Here is an 18,072-nt window from a genome sequence, read left to right as displayed (position 1 = left end):
GGGCGTCAGACGGGCAGCAGGCCGGTGGCGATGAACACGCCCATGGCCAGGATCGGCAGGCAGTAGTACTTGAGCAGCGGCACGAAGGTCTTCACCGGGTCGACCCGGGCGATGCCCGCCGCGACGTAGATCGGGGCACCCGAGGGCGGCGACGCACCCTCGGTGGAGGCGAAGATCAGCACTGCGGCGGCGGCGACCGGGGCCGGGACGCCTGCGCCGATCAGCGCGACGACGGCGACGGGCCCGACGGCGGCCATGGTCGCCGAGGCGGTGAGCGGGATGGCGATCGCCACGATGATCACGCCGATGGCGATGGCCATGATCCACGCGGGCGCGTCCAGCCCGGCCAGCACGCCCTCGAGCTGCGAGGCCAGGCCGAGGTCGCCGAGGACGTTGGACGCGGAGAACGCCGCGACGATGGTGATGCCGATGACGCCGAACGACGGTGCGGCCTTGCCGATCGTCGACCACCATCCGGACACCGTCTTCGGCAGGTGCCTCCGGCCGAGGAACAGGACCAGGGCGATCATCAGCACCGGGATCCAGGTGATCAGGCTGATCACGTCCGGCATGGCGTAGGGCTGGGCGGCCAGGACGGTGCCGTCCGCCAGCTCGACCGGCTTCTTGAGCGCGTCCCCGACGCCGGAGTAGGTGCCGAGCGCCTCGGCGACCGGGCCGCGGGTCAGCAGCAGCGGGATGAGGATCGGCACGAACAGCAGCAGCGAGGTCCAGCCCGAGCGCAGGCTGAGCCCGAACGGGATCCTGTCCTCGGCCGAGATGGGCTGAATGCCGTTGCGGCGCACCAGGAAGAATGCCAGCACCAGCCGATACCCGAGGCACCACAGACCGGCGAAGGCCAGCGGGGCGACGATCTCGTCCGGCTGCATGACGCCCTGTGCTGCGAGCCCGCCGACGAGGATGAACATGGTGGCGGAGAACGGGAAGCTCACACCCATGCCCGCCCCGCCCGCGACCACGGTCGCGGCGAGCTCGGGCCTGACCCCGGACCGCTTCATCCAGGGGACCGTCACCGAACCGACCGCCGCGGTCACCGCGGCGCCGACGTGCGCGATCGCGCCGAAGATCCCGCCCGCGACGGTGGCGGTGAAGACGGGGCCGCCCCGCAGCCGCCCGAGCACGGAGTTGAGCAGGTCGATCAGCTTGTCCAGGACCGGAGTCCTGGTCAGCACGTAGGACATGAACACGAAGGCCAGCCCGGCGAACGTGACCTCCTCCTGCATGGAGTCCAGCACGGCCTCGCCGATCGAGGACCAGGCCCCGGCGCCGTCGGTCACGAACGCGAACCCGCACACCGCGACGAACCCGAGGATCATCGCCTCGCCGATGTTGCGCTTGAACACCGCGTTCCACACGATGATCACGCCCACGAACGCCACGAGCGCCCACACGCCGACCATCACGCGGTCCCGGCGAGGATCGCGGCGCGGCGCTGCGCCTCGTCGGCTTCCACGGCACGCCCGCCCAGCAGGGTCGACGCGGCCTCGGCGGCGGGAACGACGATCACGCCGTCGTCGTCTCCGACGATCAGGTCGCCCGGGTTCACCACGACGCCGCCGACGGCCACCGGCACGTCGACCCGGCCGGGTCCGTTCTTGTACGGACCCGCCGGGGTGACCGCACGCGCCCAGGCCATGAAACCGATCTTCTCCAGCTCACCGACGTCTCGCAGGGCGCCGTCGACGACGATGCCGAGCACGCCGCGGCGCTTGGCCCGCTCAGCCATCAGCTCGCCCAGCAGGGCGCGGGTGGTGTCCCCCTGTCCGTTGACGACGAGCACGTCGCCGGGCCGGGAGACCGCGATGGCCTCGTGGATGGCCTTGTTGTCCCCGGCCCGCACCCAGACCGTGCGGGCGCGGCCGACGACCCGGGCACCCTTCCAGAGGGCGCGGACACCACCGTCGAGCATGCCCATACGGTCCCGCGCGTCGCCGATGTTCGCCACGGGCAGTCCCTCGAACAGGGCGAGCAGGTCGTCCTCGGCGGGTACCAGCGCAGCGTCCGCGCGGTCGCGGTGCAGCTCGGCGGCGGCCCTGGTCATCACCGGGCGCAGGCCGAGGGAGTCCACCAGCGCCGCGGCGGCGTCGGTCTCCCCCGCCCGCCGGGCGGCGTGCTTCACGGTGCTGTCGTGCAGCCGGTCCACCGCGGCCTCACCGGTCGTGAGCTCGGCGGCGATCTGCGCGCGCACCCAGGTCTCCGCACCCGCGGCCCGCCCGGCGGCGACCGACTCGACGATCAGCGCTCCGAGACCCTTCATGAACGTGCTGCGCAGCAGCTTGCGGGCGGTCGCGTCCCCGGGGACACCGGCGATGTCCTCGACCGGCGCGCCGAGTGCGGCGAACACCGTTGCGGCCGCCGCGGAGGCCGCGCCGCTGACCACGACGCCCGTCGCACTGCCGTGCGTCGGGACGGAGCCGACCACCGACACGTCCACGAACCGGGACTCGCCGATCGCGGCCGCGACCCGGCGCTTCACGGCCGGATCGGTCGCGTTCATGTCGAGGTAGAGGGCATCGGGGTCGAGATACTCCGCCACGGACGCCGCGGCCGACTCGGCGAACCGGCCCCCGACCAGGCTCAGGACCACCTCCGAGCCGCGCACGGCGTCCTCCGGGGTCGCCGCGCGCACGACGCCCTCCGGGGTCGCGTTGTCCGCGGGGTCGTAGCCGGTCACCGCCCAACCGTGTGTGACCAGGCCGGACGCGTAGAGCGTCCCCGCCTCACCCAACCCCAGGACCGATGCCCTCATGCTGCCTCCTTGCAGTTCCCATACAGTGGTAAGTCATATCGCTGTGCGGAGAGTATTCGCACAGAGCGGTATGGGAGTCAAGGGGTGCGGCCGCTCAACGCCTCCGAGCTCGACGCGGTGCCGGACTTCCACCGGGAGACCCGGGAGGTCGCCATCGACGGCGACCGTGTCGCCGCGCGACAGCTCGACACCGGCCCCCCGGAGCAGGTACGGCTCGGCGTCGCCCCGCGGTCCGTCCACAGAGGTCGTCCATCACCGTCCCCCCACCGTGTTCTGCAGGTAGCGGGCGGTCCAGCCGTCCTCGACGCGCCGGCACCACATCGCCAGCACCTCATCGAGATCGCTGTCGGCGATGCGGACCACCCCGTCGTGGCGGAGCTGTCGCTTCGTCAGGGCGAACGCGTCGGCGGGAGCGGACTCGGCGAGCTCGACCGCGACCGCGACCGCCCGGTCGAGGACCGCGGCGGCGGCCAGCACGGCCCCACCCGCGATCGCATGCCCGCCGACCGCCGCCACGAAGGGCACGTCGAGGGCGGTGGCCGGACTCGCGTACGCGGACGAAGCCGGGGTCCACCGAGTTGAGCCCGCCGCCGGTCACCGCGCCCGGCATGGCCCAGGTCCATGGCGCACCGCCGGCGAGCCGTCACCAGGAGGGGTGGCTCTGCCTCGCCGTGGGCGCTGGTCGAGGCGGCCGTCCCACCTCCACGACGCACACCGACCGCGCCGACCGGAGAACCCGTCGCCGAGATCCGCGGAGTCTCTCGACGCTACGGTCCGGTCACCGCGGTCGACGACGTGTCCCTGGCGCTGCGCCCCGGCGAGATCGTCGGGATCGTCGGGCGCTCCGGCTCGGGGAAGTCCACTCTCGCCCGGATCCTCGCCGGACTCGAAGCGCCCGACTCCGGCACCGTCACCCTCCAGGGGCAGACCACCCGCAGGCGGCTACGTCCGGGCTACGTCATGCCCGTGTTCCAGGACCCCGTCGCGAGCCTCGACCGCCGCTGGCCGCTGTGGCGCACGCTCGCCGAGCCCGTGCGGGCCCGCGGTGGCACCCTCACCCGGGCCGCCGCCGAGCGAGCGCTGGCCGACGTCGGACTCCACCTGGACCTCGACCGCAGGCCCGGCAGCCTCTCGGTCGGCCAGGCGCAACGGGTCGCGATCGCCCGCGCACTGCTCGCCGAACCCGCGCTCCTGGTCGCCGACGAACCCACCGCCAGCCTCGACGTCGCCACCACCGCGGCCGTCACCGATCGGCTGCGAACCCTGGCCGACCGGGGCACCGCCATTCTCATCGTCAGCCATGACCGCGCCCGCCTCGGGGGCTACGCCGACCACGTCCGCACCATGGCCGCAGGCCGACTCACCTGATCGTCAGCGGCGTCGCTCCGAGATCCACTCCCCACACCGCCACCGACGCCATGTCGACGATGCCGGCCGACATCTCGGCGACATATGTCAGCTCGAGGCTCGCGCCGTGCCGTACCTCGAAGTCCCGCGCGAACTCGCGCACTGCGGCACGTGGGTGAGGAAGCCCAGCCGGAACCGTCTGCTCATCGGACCTCCACCAGGTTCCGAGCGCGGGTGTGGCGGTTCTCCGGGACCGGCAGCCCGAGGTGACCCCGAAGGGTGTCCGACTCGTAGGCCGTGCGGAACAGGCCACGGCGCTGCAGCTCCGGCACCACACCGTCGACGAACCAGGCCAGGTCCTCGTCGTTGCGGAACGCCAGATTGATGCCGTCGAACGTGCCTGCCTCGAACCACCGGGCGATCGTGTCCGCCACCGTGGTGGGCGATCCCAGGAACGGGCGTTCCGGGCGTTCGGCGAACGCCTCGGCGACCTGGCGCAGGGTGAGCCCCTCGCCCTCGGCCCGGGCGATGATCGCCGCGGCACCGGTCCGGCCGCCGTTCGCCGCGAGGTGGGCCACGTCAGGGAAAGGCGCGTCGAGGTCGTAGCGGCTGAAGTCGTGGGCGCCGAACGCGCGTCCCAGCAGGGCGAGGCTGCGGTCGAAGTCCCGGTCCTCGTCGTCGATCTCCCTGGCCCGCCTGCGGGCCGCGTCGTCTGTGCCTCGGACGACCGGGCTGCCGTGGATGAGGACCGTGACGTGGTCGGGATCCCGGCCCGCGGCGGCGATGCGACGCCTGATGTCGGAGTAGTAGGCCTGGGCCGCGTCAAGGGTGCCGCCTGGGGCGAAGATGCCCTCGGCGACCTGCGCGGCGAGCGTCCGGCCCTCCTCGGACACGCCCGCCTGGAAGATCACGGGCTGCCCCTGCGGCGAGCGCGAGAGGTTGAGCGGGCCCGCGACCCGGAAGTGCTCGCCGACGTGGTCGAGGGCGTGCAGCTTGTCGGGATCGAGGAACACGCCGCGCTCGGCGTCCGCCGGGAACGCGTCGTCCTCGTAGGAGTCCCACAGACCCCGCACGACCTGCACCGACTCCAGTGCCCTGCCGTAGCGGGTCGGGTAGTCGAGGTGCTCGTCGAGCCCGTAGTTGCGGCTGGTCCCGGTGTCGAAGCTGGTGACGACGTTCCAGCCTGCCCGCCCGCGGCTGATGTGGTCGAGCGAGGCGAACCGTCGTGCCAGGTTGAACGGCGAGTTGTACGTGGAGCTGAGCGTGCCGACAAGCCCGAGGTGCGTGGTGTGTGTGGCGACCGCGGACAGCAGGGTCAGCGGCTCGAGCCGGTTGAGGTAGTGCGCAGGGTAGGTCGCGTTGATGAACTGGCTGTCGACGATGAAGAGCGCGTCGAACAGCGCCGCCTCGGCCGCCTTCGCCTGACGGATGTAGTAGTCGATGTCGATGCTCGCGTCCTTGGCGATGCTCGGGTCCTTCCACAACCCGTGCTGCCCGGGCCCGCCCACCCCGTAGGGATGCAGGGCGAGGTGGATCCTGCGGCTCATCCGAATCCTCCGTGGTCTTCTGCCCAGGCCGGGTCCGGGCGGGCCTGGGCCAGCTCGACGTGGGCGATCTCGGGCAGCCCGGCGCGCAGCCGCTCCAGGAACAGCACCACCGTCGCGGCGGCCGTCCGGTGGCTCTGGTCATTGAGGGCGTCGTGCCGTCCGCCCACGAGGGAGACCAGCTCGGCCACGCCGAGCCGGGCGTACCAGGCCCGCGCCGCGTCGAGCGACGCCACGGTGTCGGCCGTGCCGTGCAGCCCCAGGACGGGCACGGTGATCAGCTCCGGGACCGCGGCCGCCTCCCAGCCTGCGGGGACCGGCTCGGCGAGGGCGCCCCGGCGGACCTGCTCGTCGAGCACATCGCGGTGCACGGGGCAGGCGGTCCGTGCGTCCAGCTCCGCCGCCCAGCCGACCGGACCGGGTGGCAGAGACCCGGGCAGCCCGACCAGTACCAGGGCGTCCACCCCGGCCAGCCCCTCGGCGACCAGGCCCGCCGCGAACAGCGCCCCGGTGTCCGAGCCCACGAGCACGCGCGGGTGCGGGCCCGAGCCGGCGTCCGCGAGCACGGCGCGGACCCGTTCCGTGGTCTGCGAAGGATCGTCGGTGGGCGCCGGGAGCACCAGCACCCGGTAGCCGTCCGCGGAGACCCGCCGACCCAGGCGGGCGTACACCCCCGCCCGCTCCCCCCGCCCGGGCAGCACGACGAGGGTCCCGCGGGGCACCACGCCGTCGGGTTCGCTCCACTCGACCACTGCCGAACGTTCCGTGGCAGCGGTCATCGCACGGCCTCCCGCCCACCGCGCAGGACGGGGATCTGCTCGCCCGCCTCGACCGCGAACGGGAGGTGGTTCTGCGCCGGCGCCAGCGGGCAGGGCGCGTGGTCGGTGTAGGCGCACTGCAGGTTGCCCGCCCTGTTGAAGTCGACCACCAGATCGGACTCCCCCGCATTCGGCAACGGCAGGGCGAGCGACCGGCTCGCCGCGTAGGTGGTGATCCCGCTGGTCGCTTCCCGGAACAGCAGGATTCCCAGGTCGGAGTCGTCATCGCGGCCGAACACGACGAGCCGGTGCTCGTTCCCGTCGACCGTGAGGACGACCTCACCCACCGCCTCGTGGGTGTGCTCGATGCCCTCGACCGCCGCGCGGACCTGGTGCGGGCGCCCCTGCGGGTAGCGCTCGAACACTGCCGGGCGGATCCAGGCCGGGTCGTAGGCGTAGGCAGGGGTCTCCACGTAGTCCGCGCGCAACGGGTACGTGGGGTCGAGCGGGCGGAGCAGGTCACGGCCACCACGCCGGGAGAGCTCCAGGACGACGTCTCCGGTCTCGGCGGCCCAGCGGAACTCCCGCTCCCGGACCGGACCGAACGTGTGCCCGCCCCTCCGCTCGGTGCCCTCGACCCGCAGCGACTCCCCCTCGCCGAGCTCGACGACGGGTCCCTCGGGCCCGGTCGTCCACACTCCGGGTACCCCGGGGAAGGTCTGCGGCTCGCGCTCCAGGAAGTGCACGGCCCGGTAGGCGAGATAGCCGTACGGGTCCTGGCGGCGGCGTTCGTTCGCCGCCCGCCACTGCTCCCACTCCGCTGCGCGGAGGGCGGGATCCAGGGTCTGGGTCATGGTCGGTGCTCCTGTCGGGCTCGGTCGGGACGCGGGGTCACGCGGCGGCGTGGGCGACGGCGGGTCGGACGCGCGGATGAATGTCCTCCGCCACCAGCCGCAGGCCCTCCCGGAAGGCCGCGGTCCCGGCGGAGAGCGGGAGGGAGAACAGCCGGTCGGTGGACCGGACGAAGGCCTCGTCCCGGGACAGCTGCTCGACGACCTCGTCCGGGCTGCCGTACTTGACGTTCAGCGCGTCGAGGTACTCCTCCGGAGTGCTGGGCTTCGCCCCGGAGAGGACGCGGAACCGCTCGGGGTGCTGTTCCAGCTCCGCGGCGACCAGTGCGATCGCCTCCGCGCGGGACTGCGCGGGCAGCACTCCCCGGGAGATGCCGATGCGCGGTTCGACTCCGGCAGGCAGTGCCCCCAGGTAGTCGTCGATCAGGGCGGACTGCACCCGGCCGGCATCACCTTCCGGGGTCAGCCGGAAGAGCAGCAGCCCGTCGGCCGCCCGTCCGATCGCGGCCGCGGTCCGCGGGTTGCCGGTCGCCTGCCACACCCGGTCACCGAGCCCGGCGGGGGGCGGGTAGAGCGGGACCTGTTCCCCGTCCGCCGAGACGCCGTGCTCGATGGCCCGGCGGAGCCCGCCCAGCGCCTCGGCGTAGAGCGTCTCGCGATCCCCTTCGGACAGCCCGAACGCGCTGAAGATCGCCTTCGACATCGGGTTGCTCTTGCCGATCCCCAGCTCGAGCCGCCCGCCGCTGAGGGCGTCCACGAAGGCCGCCGTCTCGGCGACCCGGATCGGGTTGTCGAACGCCAGCGGCAGGACCGCGGTCCCGAGCCGGATGCGGTCCGCGACCTGGCCTGCGGCCGCCAGGAAGGCGAGTGCGGCGGGCAGGCCCAGGAACTGGAAATGGCCCTCCGCCACCCACGCGGTCTCGTACCCGAGGCTCTCGGCGAGCCGGACCGAGTCCAGCGCGTCGCCGTACACCCGGCCCGGCTGCGGGTCGGTCGGGACAGTGAGGAAATAGGACAGCCCGCGGGCCGGGGGTTCGGCAGGGACTGCGGTCACGGGGATCTCCGGGTGGGGGTGGCGAGGCGTCATGACGCGACCGCGTCGACGAGGGTCCGACCCGATTCGGCGGTCGCGCGGGCCAGGGTGAGATCGAGGACCGCGCCGGCGTCGACGGCCGCCGTCCCGCGCCAGGCGACGTGGGCGTCCGGCCGGATCAGTGCGTAGGGCGCGCCGTAGTAGGCGTGCGCGTCGGGATCGGGGAGGTGGATCACCTCGAGCTCGACGCCGCGCGCCTCCGCGGCCTCGTCGAAGGCCGCGACGGCGGAGGTCTCGGCGGTCAACACGAGCAGGGCGGGGCGGGTGCCGAGCCGGTCGTAGAGGGTGTAGCCGAAGGGATCGAGGTTGCCGTTCGGGGCTCGGTGCCCGGGCCGTCCGTCCTCGGTGTAGGCGTGCGCGTCCCAGGACTGTTCGGTCTCGCGCAGTTCCGGCTCGTACCAGATGACCGACGAGTCGTCGTACCGCTCGTCGAACACCACCCCCAGCGGGAAGGAGTGCTCGGCACCGAGGAGCTCGCCGATCCGCGCCCGCCTGCGGACGGCGTCGACACCGGTGTCGTCGTCCGCGGGGACGCCGATCTCCCGGATCCGCCGGTAGACCTCGCTGCCCGCCCGATCCCGCTCCGAGGCGAACTCCGCGACCCGCCGGTTGTGCGGGCGACGCTCCTCGTCGTAGGAGTGCAGGAGTCCCTCGCCCGCCTCACCCCGCAGGACGGCGGCGAGCTTCCAGCCGAGGTTGGCGATGTCCCCGAAGCCCTCGCACAGGTTCCCGCCCGGGGTCCGCACGTGTGCCGCGTCGCCCACCAGCGCGATCCGGTCCCTGTAGAAGGTGTCGGCGAGGCGGGCGCTCTTGAAGAACGGCGTCAGCGACACCACCGTCAGCTCTACGTCGAACCCGAACGCCTCCCGGACGTGGGTGACCAACTCCGCCTCGTCCGGCTCGTGGTCGAGGGGGAAGGGCCCCGCATAGGTCCGCCAGTCGGTCTCGTTGAGCGCCGCCAGGAACCCGGAGTACCGGTTGTTGTAAACGATCGCGGTGCCCGGGACGAAGGGCCGCCCGAGCTGCGTCGACGCGTCGGTCGCGGTGCGCACGACGACGCGGTAGTGGCGTTCGGTCGCGTAGTCCCCGGAGCGCGTGATGCCCGCCAGCGTGCGGATCGTGCTCGAGCCTCCGTCGGCACCGACGACATAGCGGGAGCGCACGGTCCGCTCGCGTCCGGTGCCGGTCTCGACGAGGCGGGTGGTCACGCCGTCGGGATCGACGTCGAGTCCCTTCACCCGCCAGCCCCCGGAGACGACGGTGCCGAGCTCGGCGAGTCGCTCCAGGAACACCTTCTGCAGCACGGTCTGCGGCCTGCGCAGCGCGCCGTGCACCGAATGCCGAGGAGCCCGGCCGAGCTCGAACGAGCGATGGACGCTGCCGCCGAGCGGGTGCCCGACGAGCGAGGTCAGCAGGAGGTTGCCGGTGTTCCACTCGGGCGGGAAGGTCCACTCGTCCCGGATCCGCGACAACACCCCCCAGTTGGCGATGATCTCCAGCGCGCGCGGGTTGTAGCCTGCGGCGCCGGCCCTGACCAGCGTCGCCTCGGTGGCGGCGTCCACGATGGACGCGCTCACCCCGTGCCGGGCCAGCTCCAAGGCCGTGCCGAGCCCGTTCGGCCCCGCCCCGACGACCAGGACGTCCGTCTCCGCGACCGGCTCGGCCCGGGGGAACTCCACGACGTCCACCCGACGTCGCCCGCGGCTGATGTCGTTGCGTGCAGGCATGGCCTACCGTCCCTGTCCGGTTGTGGTCCGCTCGGCGGCGAGCGGGTGGGCCGAGAGACCGAGGTTCTCCCGGAACGTGTCGTGGGCGTACTCGCGCCGGAACCGGCCGCGGTCCTGCAGCTCGGCGACCACGCCGGTGGTGAAGTCGCGGAGTCCCGTCGGCTGGACGTCGATGTTGATCGTGAACCATCCCGCGGAGCCGGTGTCGACCCAGTGCTCGATGTCGTCGGCGACCTGCTCGGGGGTGCCGACGATCATGCGCTGCTGACCCGAGAGGTTGTTGAACAACAGGGACCGGACGGTCGCCTTCCGTGAGCGCGCGTCCGCGATGAACTGGTCGCGCCGAGCGGTGCCGGCCGGGCTGGCGGTCCGACCCTCCAGCTCGGCGTAGGGCAGCTCGGCGTCCAGGTCCAGCCGGGAGACGTCGAACTCCAGCACCGCCTCGAGCGCCGCGAGCAGGGGTTCGACAGCGAGCTGCTCATCGAGATCGCGCCTGCGCTCCCGGGCCGCGGCCTCGGTGGCGCCGAGGATGACGAACAGTCCGGGCAGCACGAGCAGGTCGTCCGGCCTTCGGCCGTTCGCGGCGGCGAGCCGCTTGACCTCGGCCGAGAACGACCGGGCGAGCTCCGGAACCCGCTGCGAGGTGAAGAGCGCGTCCGCCCACCGTGCGCCGAACTCCATGCTGCGCCGGGACGAGCCCGCCTGGAACAGCACCGGACGCTGCCCGCGGTGGCCCCCCGTCAGTGGCAGGACCCCCTCGGTCCGGTGGAACTCGCCCTCGATCCGGACGGCACGGGTGCGGGCCGGGTCGATGTAGGTGTCCACCGAGGCGTCGGCCACCACGGCCGACTCGGGGAGCGATCCCCACAGCGCGTCGACCGCCGCGACGAACTCCTCCGCGCGGCGGTAGCGGGTCTCGTCGTCGAGCCGCTCGGTGATCCCGAGGGCCCGCCTGGTGACGTCCTCCTGGCTGGTCACGATGTTCCACGCGGCTCTGCCCTTGCTCACGTGATCGAGGGTGGAGATGGCCCGGGCGCGGGTGAACGGGTCACCCTGCAGTGCGGGGTTCGTCGCGACCAGTCCGATGTGCCCGGTCTCCCGGGCCAGCGCAGCGAGCAGCACCACCGGGTCCGCACCCCGCCAGGGCCTGCGGTGCGACGGCTCGTCGAGCACGCCGAGGCGGTCCGCGATGAAGATCGCATCGAACCGGGCGCGCTCGGCGAGCCGGGCGATCTCGACGTAGTAGTCGATGCCCGCCAGCCAGTCGGCGGTGGGCGGCAGCGCCTTCCAGGCGGCGTCGTGCCGCCCGGTGGCCTGCAGGTTCAGGCAGAACCTGATCTGCTTCTGCGGTCGGGACACGGAGGGTCTCCAGAGGTGGGTGGTCAGGACGCCGCGGCGAGCTCGGCCCGCAGCCGCGCACGGCGGGCGCGGTCGGCCGCACCGGAGCTCAACGTCGGCGCCGATCCCACGAGCAGCCGGGTGTACGGGTGCCGGGGGGCGGTGATGACCCGGGCGGTCGGGCCGTCCTCGACGATCCGGCCCCGGTTCAGCACGATCGTCCGGTCGGTGACCCCGGCGATGGACCCGAGGTCGTGGGAGATGAACAGCAGGGTGATGTCGGTGGTGGCCCGCAGCCGCTCCAACAGCTGCAGGATCCGCACCCGGTTCGCCGAGTCGAGCGCACTCACCGGCTCGTCGAGCAGCAGCAGTCGCGGCCCCGTCACCAGCGCCCGGGCCACGGCGACCCGCTGGCGCTGGCCGCCGGACAGCTGGGCCGGGAACCGGTCGAGCAGCGACTCGTCGAGCTCCACGGCGGCGAACTGGGCACGGACCGCGGCGGCGATCTCCCCGCGGCTCAGCTGCCCTCGGATCCGGAGCGGCTCGGCCACGGCGGCCTGCACGGTCTGGTCCGGGTCGAGGCTGCGCAGCGGGTCCTGGAACACGTACTGCGCCACGCCGCTGCGACCGAACTCCCGACGCCCCCGCCGGGACAGTCGGGCCACGTCCCGCCCGACGACCCGCACCGAGCCCGCCGTGACCGGGGCCAGCCCGAGCACGGCGCGGGCCAGCGTGGACTTGCCGGCCCCAGACTCGCCGATGACGCCGACGGACTCGCCGGGGAACAGCCGCAGGGCGGCACCGGACAGGGCGACCTTGCGCGTATGGCCCCGCCCGAACGCGACGTCGAGGCCCTCGATCTCCAGGATCGGCTCAGACACGGGACGGCTCCGGAGTGAGGTAGCGCTCGAGCCCGTACTGCTCGTGCTCGGCGACGAGGAGTCGGGTGTAGTCATCCTGCGGGTCGTGCAGGATGCGGGTGGTGGGTCCCTGCTCCACGACGTGCCCGTCCCGCAGGACCAGCACCTCGTCGCAGAGCTGGGCCACCACGGCCAGGTCGTGCGAGACGAGTACCAGCGCCAGCCCGAGCCGCTCGGTGAGCTCGGCCAGCAGGTCGAGGATCTCGGCCTGCACCGTGGCGTCGAGCGCCGTCGTCGCCTCGTCCGCGATGAGGATCTCGGGATCGAGCGAGATCGCGATGGCGATGAGCACCCGCTGGAGCATCCCGCCGGACAGCTCGTGCACGTACTGCCGGTACACCTGTTCAGGTTCTCGCAGGTGGACGGCGTCGAACAGCTCGACGGCCCGGCGGTGCGCGTCCTTGCGGGACAGGCCGCCGCGCACGCGCAGCACCTCGTGCAGTTGCCTGCCCACCGTGATCGACGGGTTCAGATAGGACGCCGGGTCCTGGAACACCGCGCCGATCGAGGCGCCGCGCAGCGTGGTCCAGTCCCGCCGGGTGAGCGTGGCGGCGTCTCGCCCGAGCAGTGTGATCGAGCCACCGGACACCTCGATCAGGTCCGGCAGGATGCCGAGGACCGCCCGGCAGGTGAGGGACTTGCCGCTGCCGGACTCACCGACGATTCCCACCACTCGGCCCCGGCGCAGCCGCAGGCTGACCCCGTGGACCAGCTCGGTGTCGCTCAGGTCGTCATGGATGCGGACGTCGTCCAGGACCAGTACGTCGTCCGGGTGCGCGTCGGTGGCGGGGGCTACGGCGGGTCCGCTCTCGATTGCGGGGGCCTGGGTCATCAGGTCTCCTTCGGTGGTGTCGGGGGCCGTCATGCCGCGACCCTGCGGGCCCGGTTGGCCCTGGCCACCTTCGCTCCGACCAGCGCGCGGCCGGACTGGCCCGCCGCGTCCCGGATGGCGTCGGCGAGCATGCTGAAAGCCAGCACGGTGACGAGGATGATCACGGCGGGGAAGAGGGGGGCGTAGGCCTTCTGCGGCAGGTAGTCCAGGTCTGATGCGAGGATGCCGCCCCAGGTCGGGGCGGGTGGCTGTACGCCGATGCCCAGGAAGGTCAGGCTCGAGATCACCACGAGCCCCACGCCGAGGGTCGTCGCCAGGGTGATGGCGATGGGCGGCAACACCTTCGCCCACACATGCCTGCGCACGATCCACCCGGTGGACGCCCCGGCGAGCACGGCCGCCTCGACGTACTGGGACCGGGCGACGGTCAGCGTTGCGGCCCGGGCCACCCGGTAGAACAACGGCGCGACCAGCAGCCCCACCGCGATCATCGCCTGGGTGATGCCATTGCCCAGCAGCGCGGTCATGGCCACCGCGAACACCAGGAACGGCAGAGCGACGAGGGTGTCGATCAGCCGGAGCGACACCCACTCGAACACCGACCCGAGGTACACCGAGAGGATGCCCGGGACGGTTCCGAGGACCAGGGCGATACCCGTGACCTCGAGCGTGCTGAGGATGCTGAGCGGGGCACCGGCCAGGATCCGGCTGAGCACGTCCCGGCCGGTGTAGTCGGTGCCGAGCCAGTGCTGTGCCGACGGCCCCGCCAGGGTGAGGTCGGACCCCTGCAGTGGGTCGTACGGTGCGAGCACCGGGCCGAACACCGTGATCAGGGCGATGGCTAGGAGTACCCCGATGGCGATCCGGGCGCTGGTCAGCCGGAGCAGAACCTCGATCATCTCTCAGACCCCCCGCGCCGCGGCCGGCGAGAGCCGGTTCAGCACGATGTTGACGATGAGGTTGAACACCACGACGAGTACGACGGACACGACGAGCACGCCCTGCACCGCGGGCACGTCCCCGCGGATGGCCGCCTGGGTGGCGAACACCCCGTAGCCGGACAATCCGAAGATCGCCTCGGTCACGACGGCGCCGCCGAGCAGGGCGGGGAACTTCAGCCCGAGCACGGCCAAGGCGGGACCGACGCCGTTGCGCAGCACGTGGACGAAGAAGATCCGACGCGGGTCGAGCCCGCGCACGATCGCACCGGTCACATAGTTCTCCCGCCGCGCCGACACCAGCCCGTCGCGCAGCTGGCGTGCGACGTCCGCCACGGTGTCGAAGCTGAGTGCGACCGCGGGCAGGATCAGGTGCGACAGCCACGGACCGAGGCCCGCCTCGATGGGCACGTAGCCCGCTGCAGGCAGCAGGTCGAGGCTCACGGCGAACACCGCGACCAGCGCGATGCCGACTACGAAGGGCGGCAGGACCGAGATCGTCGTGGTGAAGCCGGTGACCGCCCGGTCCACCCAGGTGGCGTGGAAGCGCGCGGCCAGCGCGCCCAGGGCGAACCCCGCGACGACGCCGATGACCAATGCCACTCCCGCCGCGGAGAGGGTGATCACCGCCCGGTCCAGGAGCACCGCGGCGACGCTGTGCCCGTTGAACCAGCTCTCGCCGAGGTCGAAGCGCAGGATGTCGTCGAGCCAGTTGACGTACTGCAGCAGGAACGGCCGGTCCAGGCCCCATTCGTGCTCGACCGCGGCGACGGCCTCCGGGGTCGCCGCGTCTCCGAGCTGGACGTAGGCGGGGCTGCGACCGGAGAGGTGGCCGAGCAGGAAGGTGAAGAAGGTGCCGAGCAGGAAGACCGGGACGAACACCGCCAGCGGTTTGCCGATCGAGACCGCCAGCCGCCGCGTCCGGATCCGCCGCAGGTCCGGCCCCGTCAGAGTCGCCATCACTGCGGCCCGGGAGTGAACTGGACGCCCTTCCAGCTCTGGTAGCCGTCGATCGCAGGCGGGTCGGAGATCGACTTGTCCTTCGCCACCACGCTCGGGTAGGTGAACAGCGACACGGTCGTGCCGTTCTCGTAGCCGGCCCGGGCCGCCGCCTTGAGCTTCGCCTCGTAGTCAGGAGAGTCGATCGGCGTGGCCCGCACGACCTTGAGCGCCTCCTGGAACTGGGGCGAGGTGGTCGGCGAACTGAGGTTCAGCACACCACCCGTGTCGAAATGCTCGGTCAAGCCCTGGACGTGGGAGTCGCGCCCGACCCAGCCGTAGATCGACGCCGCCTGCTGCTTGCCGAAGTAGCCCTTGCCCCAGTTCGCCTGGTCCTTCAGCGTGATGTTCGCCGTGATCCCGACCGCCTTGAGCTGGCCTTGGACGAGCTCTGCCGCCTGCTCGAAGTTGCCCGCGATGCCGTTGAGGTCGAAGGAGATCGCGCCGTCGGCGTAACCGGCCTTCGCCAGGATGTCGCGGGCCTTCGCCGGGTCGTACCGGTACTCGGAGTCCAGCGCGCTCACGTTCGACGGATGGCCCTGCGGGTAGGGCTGATGTGCCGGCTGGCCCAGACCGAAGGTGAGCTTGGTGGCGAACTCGTCCGGGTTGATCGCGTACCGCACCGCCTCACGCACCGCGGGATCGGTGAACGGAGCCACGTTGGCGTTCAGGCTCAGGAACGTCGAACCCCACTGCCGGTCGGTGTCGGCGAGAACGTCGAACCCGGCCTTCTTCGCCTCGTCGGCCTGCTGTGGGTCCAGCTGCGCCCAGTTGTAGACACCCGACTGCAGCCCGGCGACCAGCGTCGACGGGTCGATCCCGAAATTGATCTCGATGCGGCTCACCTTGATGCTCGCCGCGTCCCAGTAGCCGTCCCACTTCTCCAGGACGATCGTCGACTCCGGGTCGTAGGACACCACCTTGAACGGCCCCGCCCCCACCGGAGCCGCTGTGTTCAGCCTGCCCGGGTCCGCGGCCGCGGCCTTGCTCGGCAGCATCCCGCCGCGCACCGCCAACAGGTACGGGATCTGGTAGTCCTGCTGCCCCAGGTCCAACCGCACCGTCAGCGGGTCCACGACCGTGGCCGCCTTGACGTTGTTGTACGACCCCTTCAGCGCCGAGTTCTCCTGCGTCTTGATCCGCTCGATGTTGAACTTCACCGCCTCCGCATCCACCGGGGAGCCGTCCTGAAACGTCAATCCCGGCTTCAACCTCACCGTGATCTGGTCACCGGCCGGGTTGTACTCGTAACCCGACGCCAGAGCGGGGACGATGTTGCGCTCGCCGTCGACGGTGAACAGCGACTCGTAGATCGGGGTCAGGTAGATGGTCGCCCCGGTGGACCCGGTCACGATGGGGTCCCAGTTCGCCTGGATGGACTTGACCCCCCACTTGATGGTGGAGTCCGACGTGGACCCGCCGGCGGCGCTGCCACCACATCCCGCGACGACCATGGCCATCACGGCGACGACGACGGCGACGACGGCCGAGGGCCGTCTCCTGCTTGGGAATCTCATGTCTCTCCGATGTCGGGTGGTGGCTCAGGCGCTCAGGCGCGGAGCCTGGTCGCGGGCGACGGTGTGGACGTTGGGGGGAACCGGCAGACCGAGGTTGCCGCGCAGGGTCGTCGACTCGTAGGCGGACCGCACCAGACCCCGGTCGCGCAGGATCGGGAGCACCTCGTCGGTGAACCGGGTGAAGGCGCTGGGGACCGTGACGTGGATGTTGAGCCCGTCGAGCGCCCCGGCCTCGAACCACTCCTGGATCCGGTCGGCGACCGTCCGGGCGCTTCCCACAAACGGCGAGGGGGGAGGGCCGGAGAAGCGGCGCACGGCCTGCCGCAGCGTCAATCCCTCCTCCTCGGCGACGCGGACGATGGTGGCGGTCTGGCTGCCGAAGTTGTTGTGCCCCAACGCGGACACGTCCGGAAAGGGGGCGTCCAGGTCGTAGCGGCTGAAGTCGTGCCAGCCGAACGGGCGCCCGAACTGGGCGAGGTCCTTGGTGAAGTCCCGGTCGCCGCGGCGCCGGTCCTCGATCTCCCGAGCCTGGGCGTCGGTGTCCGCGACAATCGGTTCGACTCCGGGCAGAATTCGGATGTGCTGCGGGTCGCGGCCCTTCGCCGCGGCGCGCTCGCGGATCTCGCGGGCGAAGGCCAGTCCCTCCTCGACCGTCGCGTGATGAGTGAAGATGCCCTCCCCGATCGCGGCGCCGAGGTCGCGGCCCTCCTCCGAGTCCCCGGCCTGGAAGATGACCGGGTGCCCCTGGGGCGAGCGGACCAGGTTCAGTGGTCCCCGGACCCTGAAGTGCTCCCCGGAGTGGTCGAGCCGGTGCTGACGGGAGGGATCGAGGAACACCCCCGACTCGACGTCGCGGGGGAAGGCGTCGTCCTCGTAGGAGTCCCACAAGCCTTGGCAGACTCGGACCGACTCGAGTGCACGCGCGTAGCGGGTGGGGTGGTCGTAGTGTTCGTCGAGGCTGTAGTTCGCGGCGGTGCCCCCGTCGCCGGTGGCGACGACGTTCCAGCCGGCCCGGCCTCGGCTGATCACGTCCAGCGACGCGAACCGGCGGGCCAGGTTGAACGGACTGTTGTAGCTGGTGCTCACCGTGCCGACCAGCCCGATGTTCCTGGTCGTGACCGCGAGGGCGGAGAGCAGGGTGAAGGGTTCGAGCCGGGCGAGGTAGTGCGGCGGGGAGTCCGGGGTGATGAAGGCGCTGTCCACGATGAACACCAGATCGAACAGTGCTGCCTCAGCCTGCCGGGCCCGGGCGATGTACCAGTCGATGTCGACGCTGGCGTCGCCGGGGATCTCGGGGTTGGTCCAGACATCGTGCTGCCCGGGACCGCCGACGCCCATCAGGACGGCACCGAGCTTGAGCTGACGGGCCATGGCTCGTCCTTTCGCGGTGAGGAGATCGGGTGCGGACGCGAGTCAGCGCGCCGGCGCGCATCATCGCGCG

The 18,072-nt window shown here is 72.0% G+C and carries 17 protein-coding genes; 1 reads left to right on the top strand and 16 read right to left on the bottom strand.

Going from position 1 to position 18,072, the window contains the following annotated elements:
* Positions 1-5: 5 nt before the first annotated feature.
* The 3 genes from ABD993_RS20375 to ABD993_RS20365 form a co-directional block, all read right to left on the bottom strand.
* Entirely contained in the window at positions 6-1,418 is a 1,413-nt protein-coding gene (locus ABD993_RS20375) for a TRAP transporter large permease subunit (protein WP_345420780.1), read from the bottom strand.
* Entirely contained in the window at positions 1,418-2,767 is a 1,350-nt protein-coding gene (locus tag ABD993_RS20370; protein ID WP_345420723.1) for an RraA family protein, read from the bottom strand. Before ABD993_RS20370 ends, ABD993_RS20375 begins: the two co-directional genes overlap by 1 nt.
* A 252-nt stretch (positions 2,768-3,019) precedes the next feature.
* Positions 3,020-3,292: a hypothetical protein gene (locus tag ABD993_RS20365; protein WP_345420720.1), complete on the bottom strand. Its 273-nt coding sequence runs from the start codon at positions 3,290-3,292 to the stop codon at positions 3,020-3,022.
* Between the two features lie 270 nt (positions 3,293-3,562).
* Here ABD993_RS20365 and ABD993_RS20360 point away from each other — a divergent pair, with 270 nt between their 5' ends.
* Complete coding sequence (locus ABD993_RS20360; protein WP_345420717.1) at positions 3,563-4,135, top strand: ABC transporter ATP-binding protein; 573 nt, start codon at positions 3,563-3,565, stop codon at positions 4,133-4,135.
* Here the strand turns inward: ABD993_RS20360 and ABD993_RS20355 are convergent.
* Genes ABD993_RS20355 through ABD993_RS20295 form a run of 13 tightly spaced genes read right to left on the bottom strand, consistent with a single transcriptional unit; the run spans position 4,128 to position 18,002 of the window.
* Positions 4,128-4,277 (bottom strand): hypothetical protein, encoded by a 150-nt coding sequence (locus tag ABD993_RS20355; RefSeq protein ID WP_345420714.1) that lies wholly within the window; start codon positions 4,275-4,277, stop codon positions 4,128-4,130. The genes ABD993_RS20360 and ABD993_RS20355 overlap by 8 nt on opposite strands.
* A 40-nt stretch (positions 4,278-4,317) precedes the next feature.
* Positions 4,318-5,661 carry an NtaA/DmoA family FMN-dependent monooxygenase gene (locus ABD993_RS20350; protein WP_345420711.1) on the bottom strand — a complete coding sequence of 448 codons (1,344 nt, stop codon included), beginning with the start codon at positions 5,659-5,661 and terminating at the stop codon, positions 4,318-4,320.
* Complete coding sequence (locus ABD993_RS20345) at positions 5,658-6,437, bottom strand: alpha/beta hydrolase (RefSeq protein ID WP_345420709.1); 780 nt, start codon at positions 6,435-6,437, stop codon at positions 5,658-5,660. The genes ABD993_RS20350 and ABD993_RS20345 overlap by 4 nt, the downstream gene beginning before the upstream one ends.
* Complete coding sequence (locus ABD993_RS20340; protein ID WP_345420706.1) at positions 6,434-7,270, bottom strand: DUF1684 domain-containing protein; 837 nt, start codon at positions 7,268-7,270, stop codon at positions 6,434-6,436. Before ABD993_RS20340 ends, ABD993_RS20345 begins: the two co-directional genes overlap by 4 nt.
* A 37-nt stretch (positions 7,271-7,307) precedes the next feature.
* Positions 7,308-8,321, bottom strand: coding sequence for an LLM class flavin-dependent oxidoreductase (locus ABD993_RS20335; RefSeq protein WP_345420703.1), 1,014 nt, complete (start codon positions 8,319-8,321; stop codon positions 7,308-7,310).
* A gap of 29 nt (positions 8,322-8,350) precedes the next feature.
* The gene (locus ABD993_RS20330; RefSeq protein WP_345420700.1) at positions 8,351-10,087 is read right to left on the bottom strand and encodes an FAD-dependent monooxygenase; all 1,737 of its coding nucleotides are present in this window, start codon (positions 10,085-10,087) and stop codon (positions 8,351-8,353) included.
* A gap of 3 nt (positions 10,088-10,090) precedes the next feature.
* Entirely contained in the window at positions 10,091-11,446 is a 1,356-nt protein-coding gene (locus ABD993_RS20325) for an NtaA/DmoA family FMN-dependent monooxygenase (protein WP_345420697.1), read from the bottom strand.
* Positions 11,447-11,469: 23 nt separating this feature from the next.
* Positions 11,470-12,306, bottom strand: coding sequence for an ABC transporter ATP-binding protein (locus ABD993_RS20320; RefSeq protein WP_345420694.1), 837 nt, complete (start codon positions 12,304-12,306; stop codon positions 11,470-11,472).
* Positions 12,299-13,210 carry an ABC transporter ATP-binding protein gene (locus tag ABD993_RS20315; RefSeq protein ID WP_345420691.1) on the bottom strand — a complete coding sequence of 304 codons (912 nt, stop codon included), beginning with the start codon at positions 13,208-13,210 and terminating at the stop codon, positions 12,299-12,301. Before ABD993_RS20315 ends, ABD993_RS20320 begins: the two co-directional genes overlap by 8 nt.
* A complete protein-coding gene (locus ABD993_RS20310; RefSeq protein ID WP_345420688.1) occupies positions 13,207-14,076 on the bottom strand; it encodes an ABC transporter permease in 870 nt (289 codons plus the stop codon). The genes ABD993_RS20315 and ABD993_RS20310 overlap by 4 nt, the downstream gene beginning before the upstream one ends.
* A gap of 3 nt (positions 14,077-14,079) precedes the next feature.
* Positions 14,080-15,075, bottom strand: a complete 996-nt coding sequence (locus ABD993_RS20305) for an ABC transporter permease (protein WP_345420685.1) — start codon at positions 15,073-15,075, stop codon at positions 14,080-14,082.
* Positions 15,075-16,631, bottom strand: a complete 1,557-nt coding sequence (locus ABD993_RS20300; RefSeq protein WP_345420682.1) for an ABC transporter substrate-binding protein — start codon at positions 16,629-16,631, stop codon at positions 15,075-15,077. The genes ABD993_RS20305 and ABD993_RS20300 overlap by 1 nt, the downstream gene beginning before the upstream one ends.
* A gap of 24 nt (positions 16,632-16,655) precedes the next feature.
* Positions 16,656-18,002, bottom strand: a complete 1,347-nt coding sequence (locus ABD993_RS20295) for an LLM class flavin-dependent oxidoreductase (RefSeq protein WP_345420679.1) — start codon at positions 18,000-18,002, stop codon at positions 16,656-16,658.
* Positions 18,003-18,072 lie beyond the last annotated feature (70 nt).

The sequence above is a fragment of the Pseudonocardia xishanensis genome (assembly GCF_039541715.1).
Taxonomy (GTDB): Bacteria; Actinomycetota; Actinomycetes; order Mycobacteriales; family Pseudonocardiaceae; genus Pseudonocardia; species Pseudonocardia xishanensis.
This window is presented reverse-complemented; position numbering and strand designations above follow the sequence as displayed.

Coding starts and splice junctions, on each gene's coding strand:
- ABD993_RS20375 (WP_345420780.1), bottom strand. CDS start 1,418: ATGGTCGGCGTGTGGGCGCTCGTGGCGTTCGTGGGCGTGATCATCGTG.
- ABD993_RS20305 (WP_345420685.1), bottom strand. CDS start 15,075: ATGGCGACTCTGACGGGGCCGGACCTGCGGCGGATCCGGACGCGGCGG.
- ABD993_RS20340 (WP_345420706.1), bottom strand. CDS start 7,270: ATGACCCAGACCCTGGATCCCGCCCTCCGCGCAGCGGAGTGGGAGCAG.
- ABD993_RS20350 (WP_345420711.1), bottom strand. CDS start 5,661: ATGAGCCGCAGGATCCACCTCGCCCTGCATCCCTACGGGGTGGGCGGG.
- ABD993_RS20300 (WP_345420682.1), bottom strand. CDS start 16,631: ATGAGATTCCCAAGCAGGAGACGGCCCTCGGCCGTCGTCGCCGTCGTC.
- ABD993_RS20370 (WP_345420723.1), bottom strand. CDS start 2,767: ATGAGGGCATCGGTCCTGGGGTTGGGTGAGGCGGGGACGCTCTACGCG.
- ABD993_RS20330 (WP_345420700.1), bottom strand. CDS start 10,087: ATGCCTGCACGCAACGACATCAGCCGCGGGCGACGTCGGGTGGACGTC.
- ABD993_RS20345 (WP_345420709.1), bottom strand. CDS start 6,437: ATGACCGCTGCCACGGAACGTTCGGCAGTGGTCGAGTGGAGCGAACCC.
- ABD993_RS20315 (WP_345420691.1), bottom strand. CDS start 13,210: ATGACGGCCCCCGACACCACCGAAGGAGACCTGATGACCCAGGCCCCC.
- ABD993_RS20295 (WP_345420679.1), bottom strand. CDS start 18,002: ATGGCCCGTCAGCTCAAGCTCGGTGCCGTCCTGATGGGCGTCGGCGGT.
- ABD993_RS20310 (WP_345420688.1), bottom strand. CDS start 14,076: ATGATCGAGGTTCTGCTCCGGCTGACCAGCGCCCGGATCGCCATCGGG.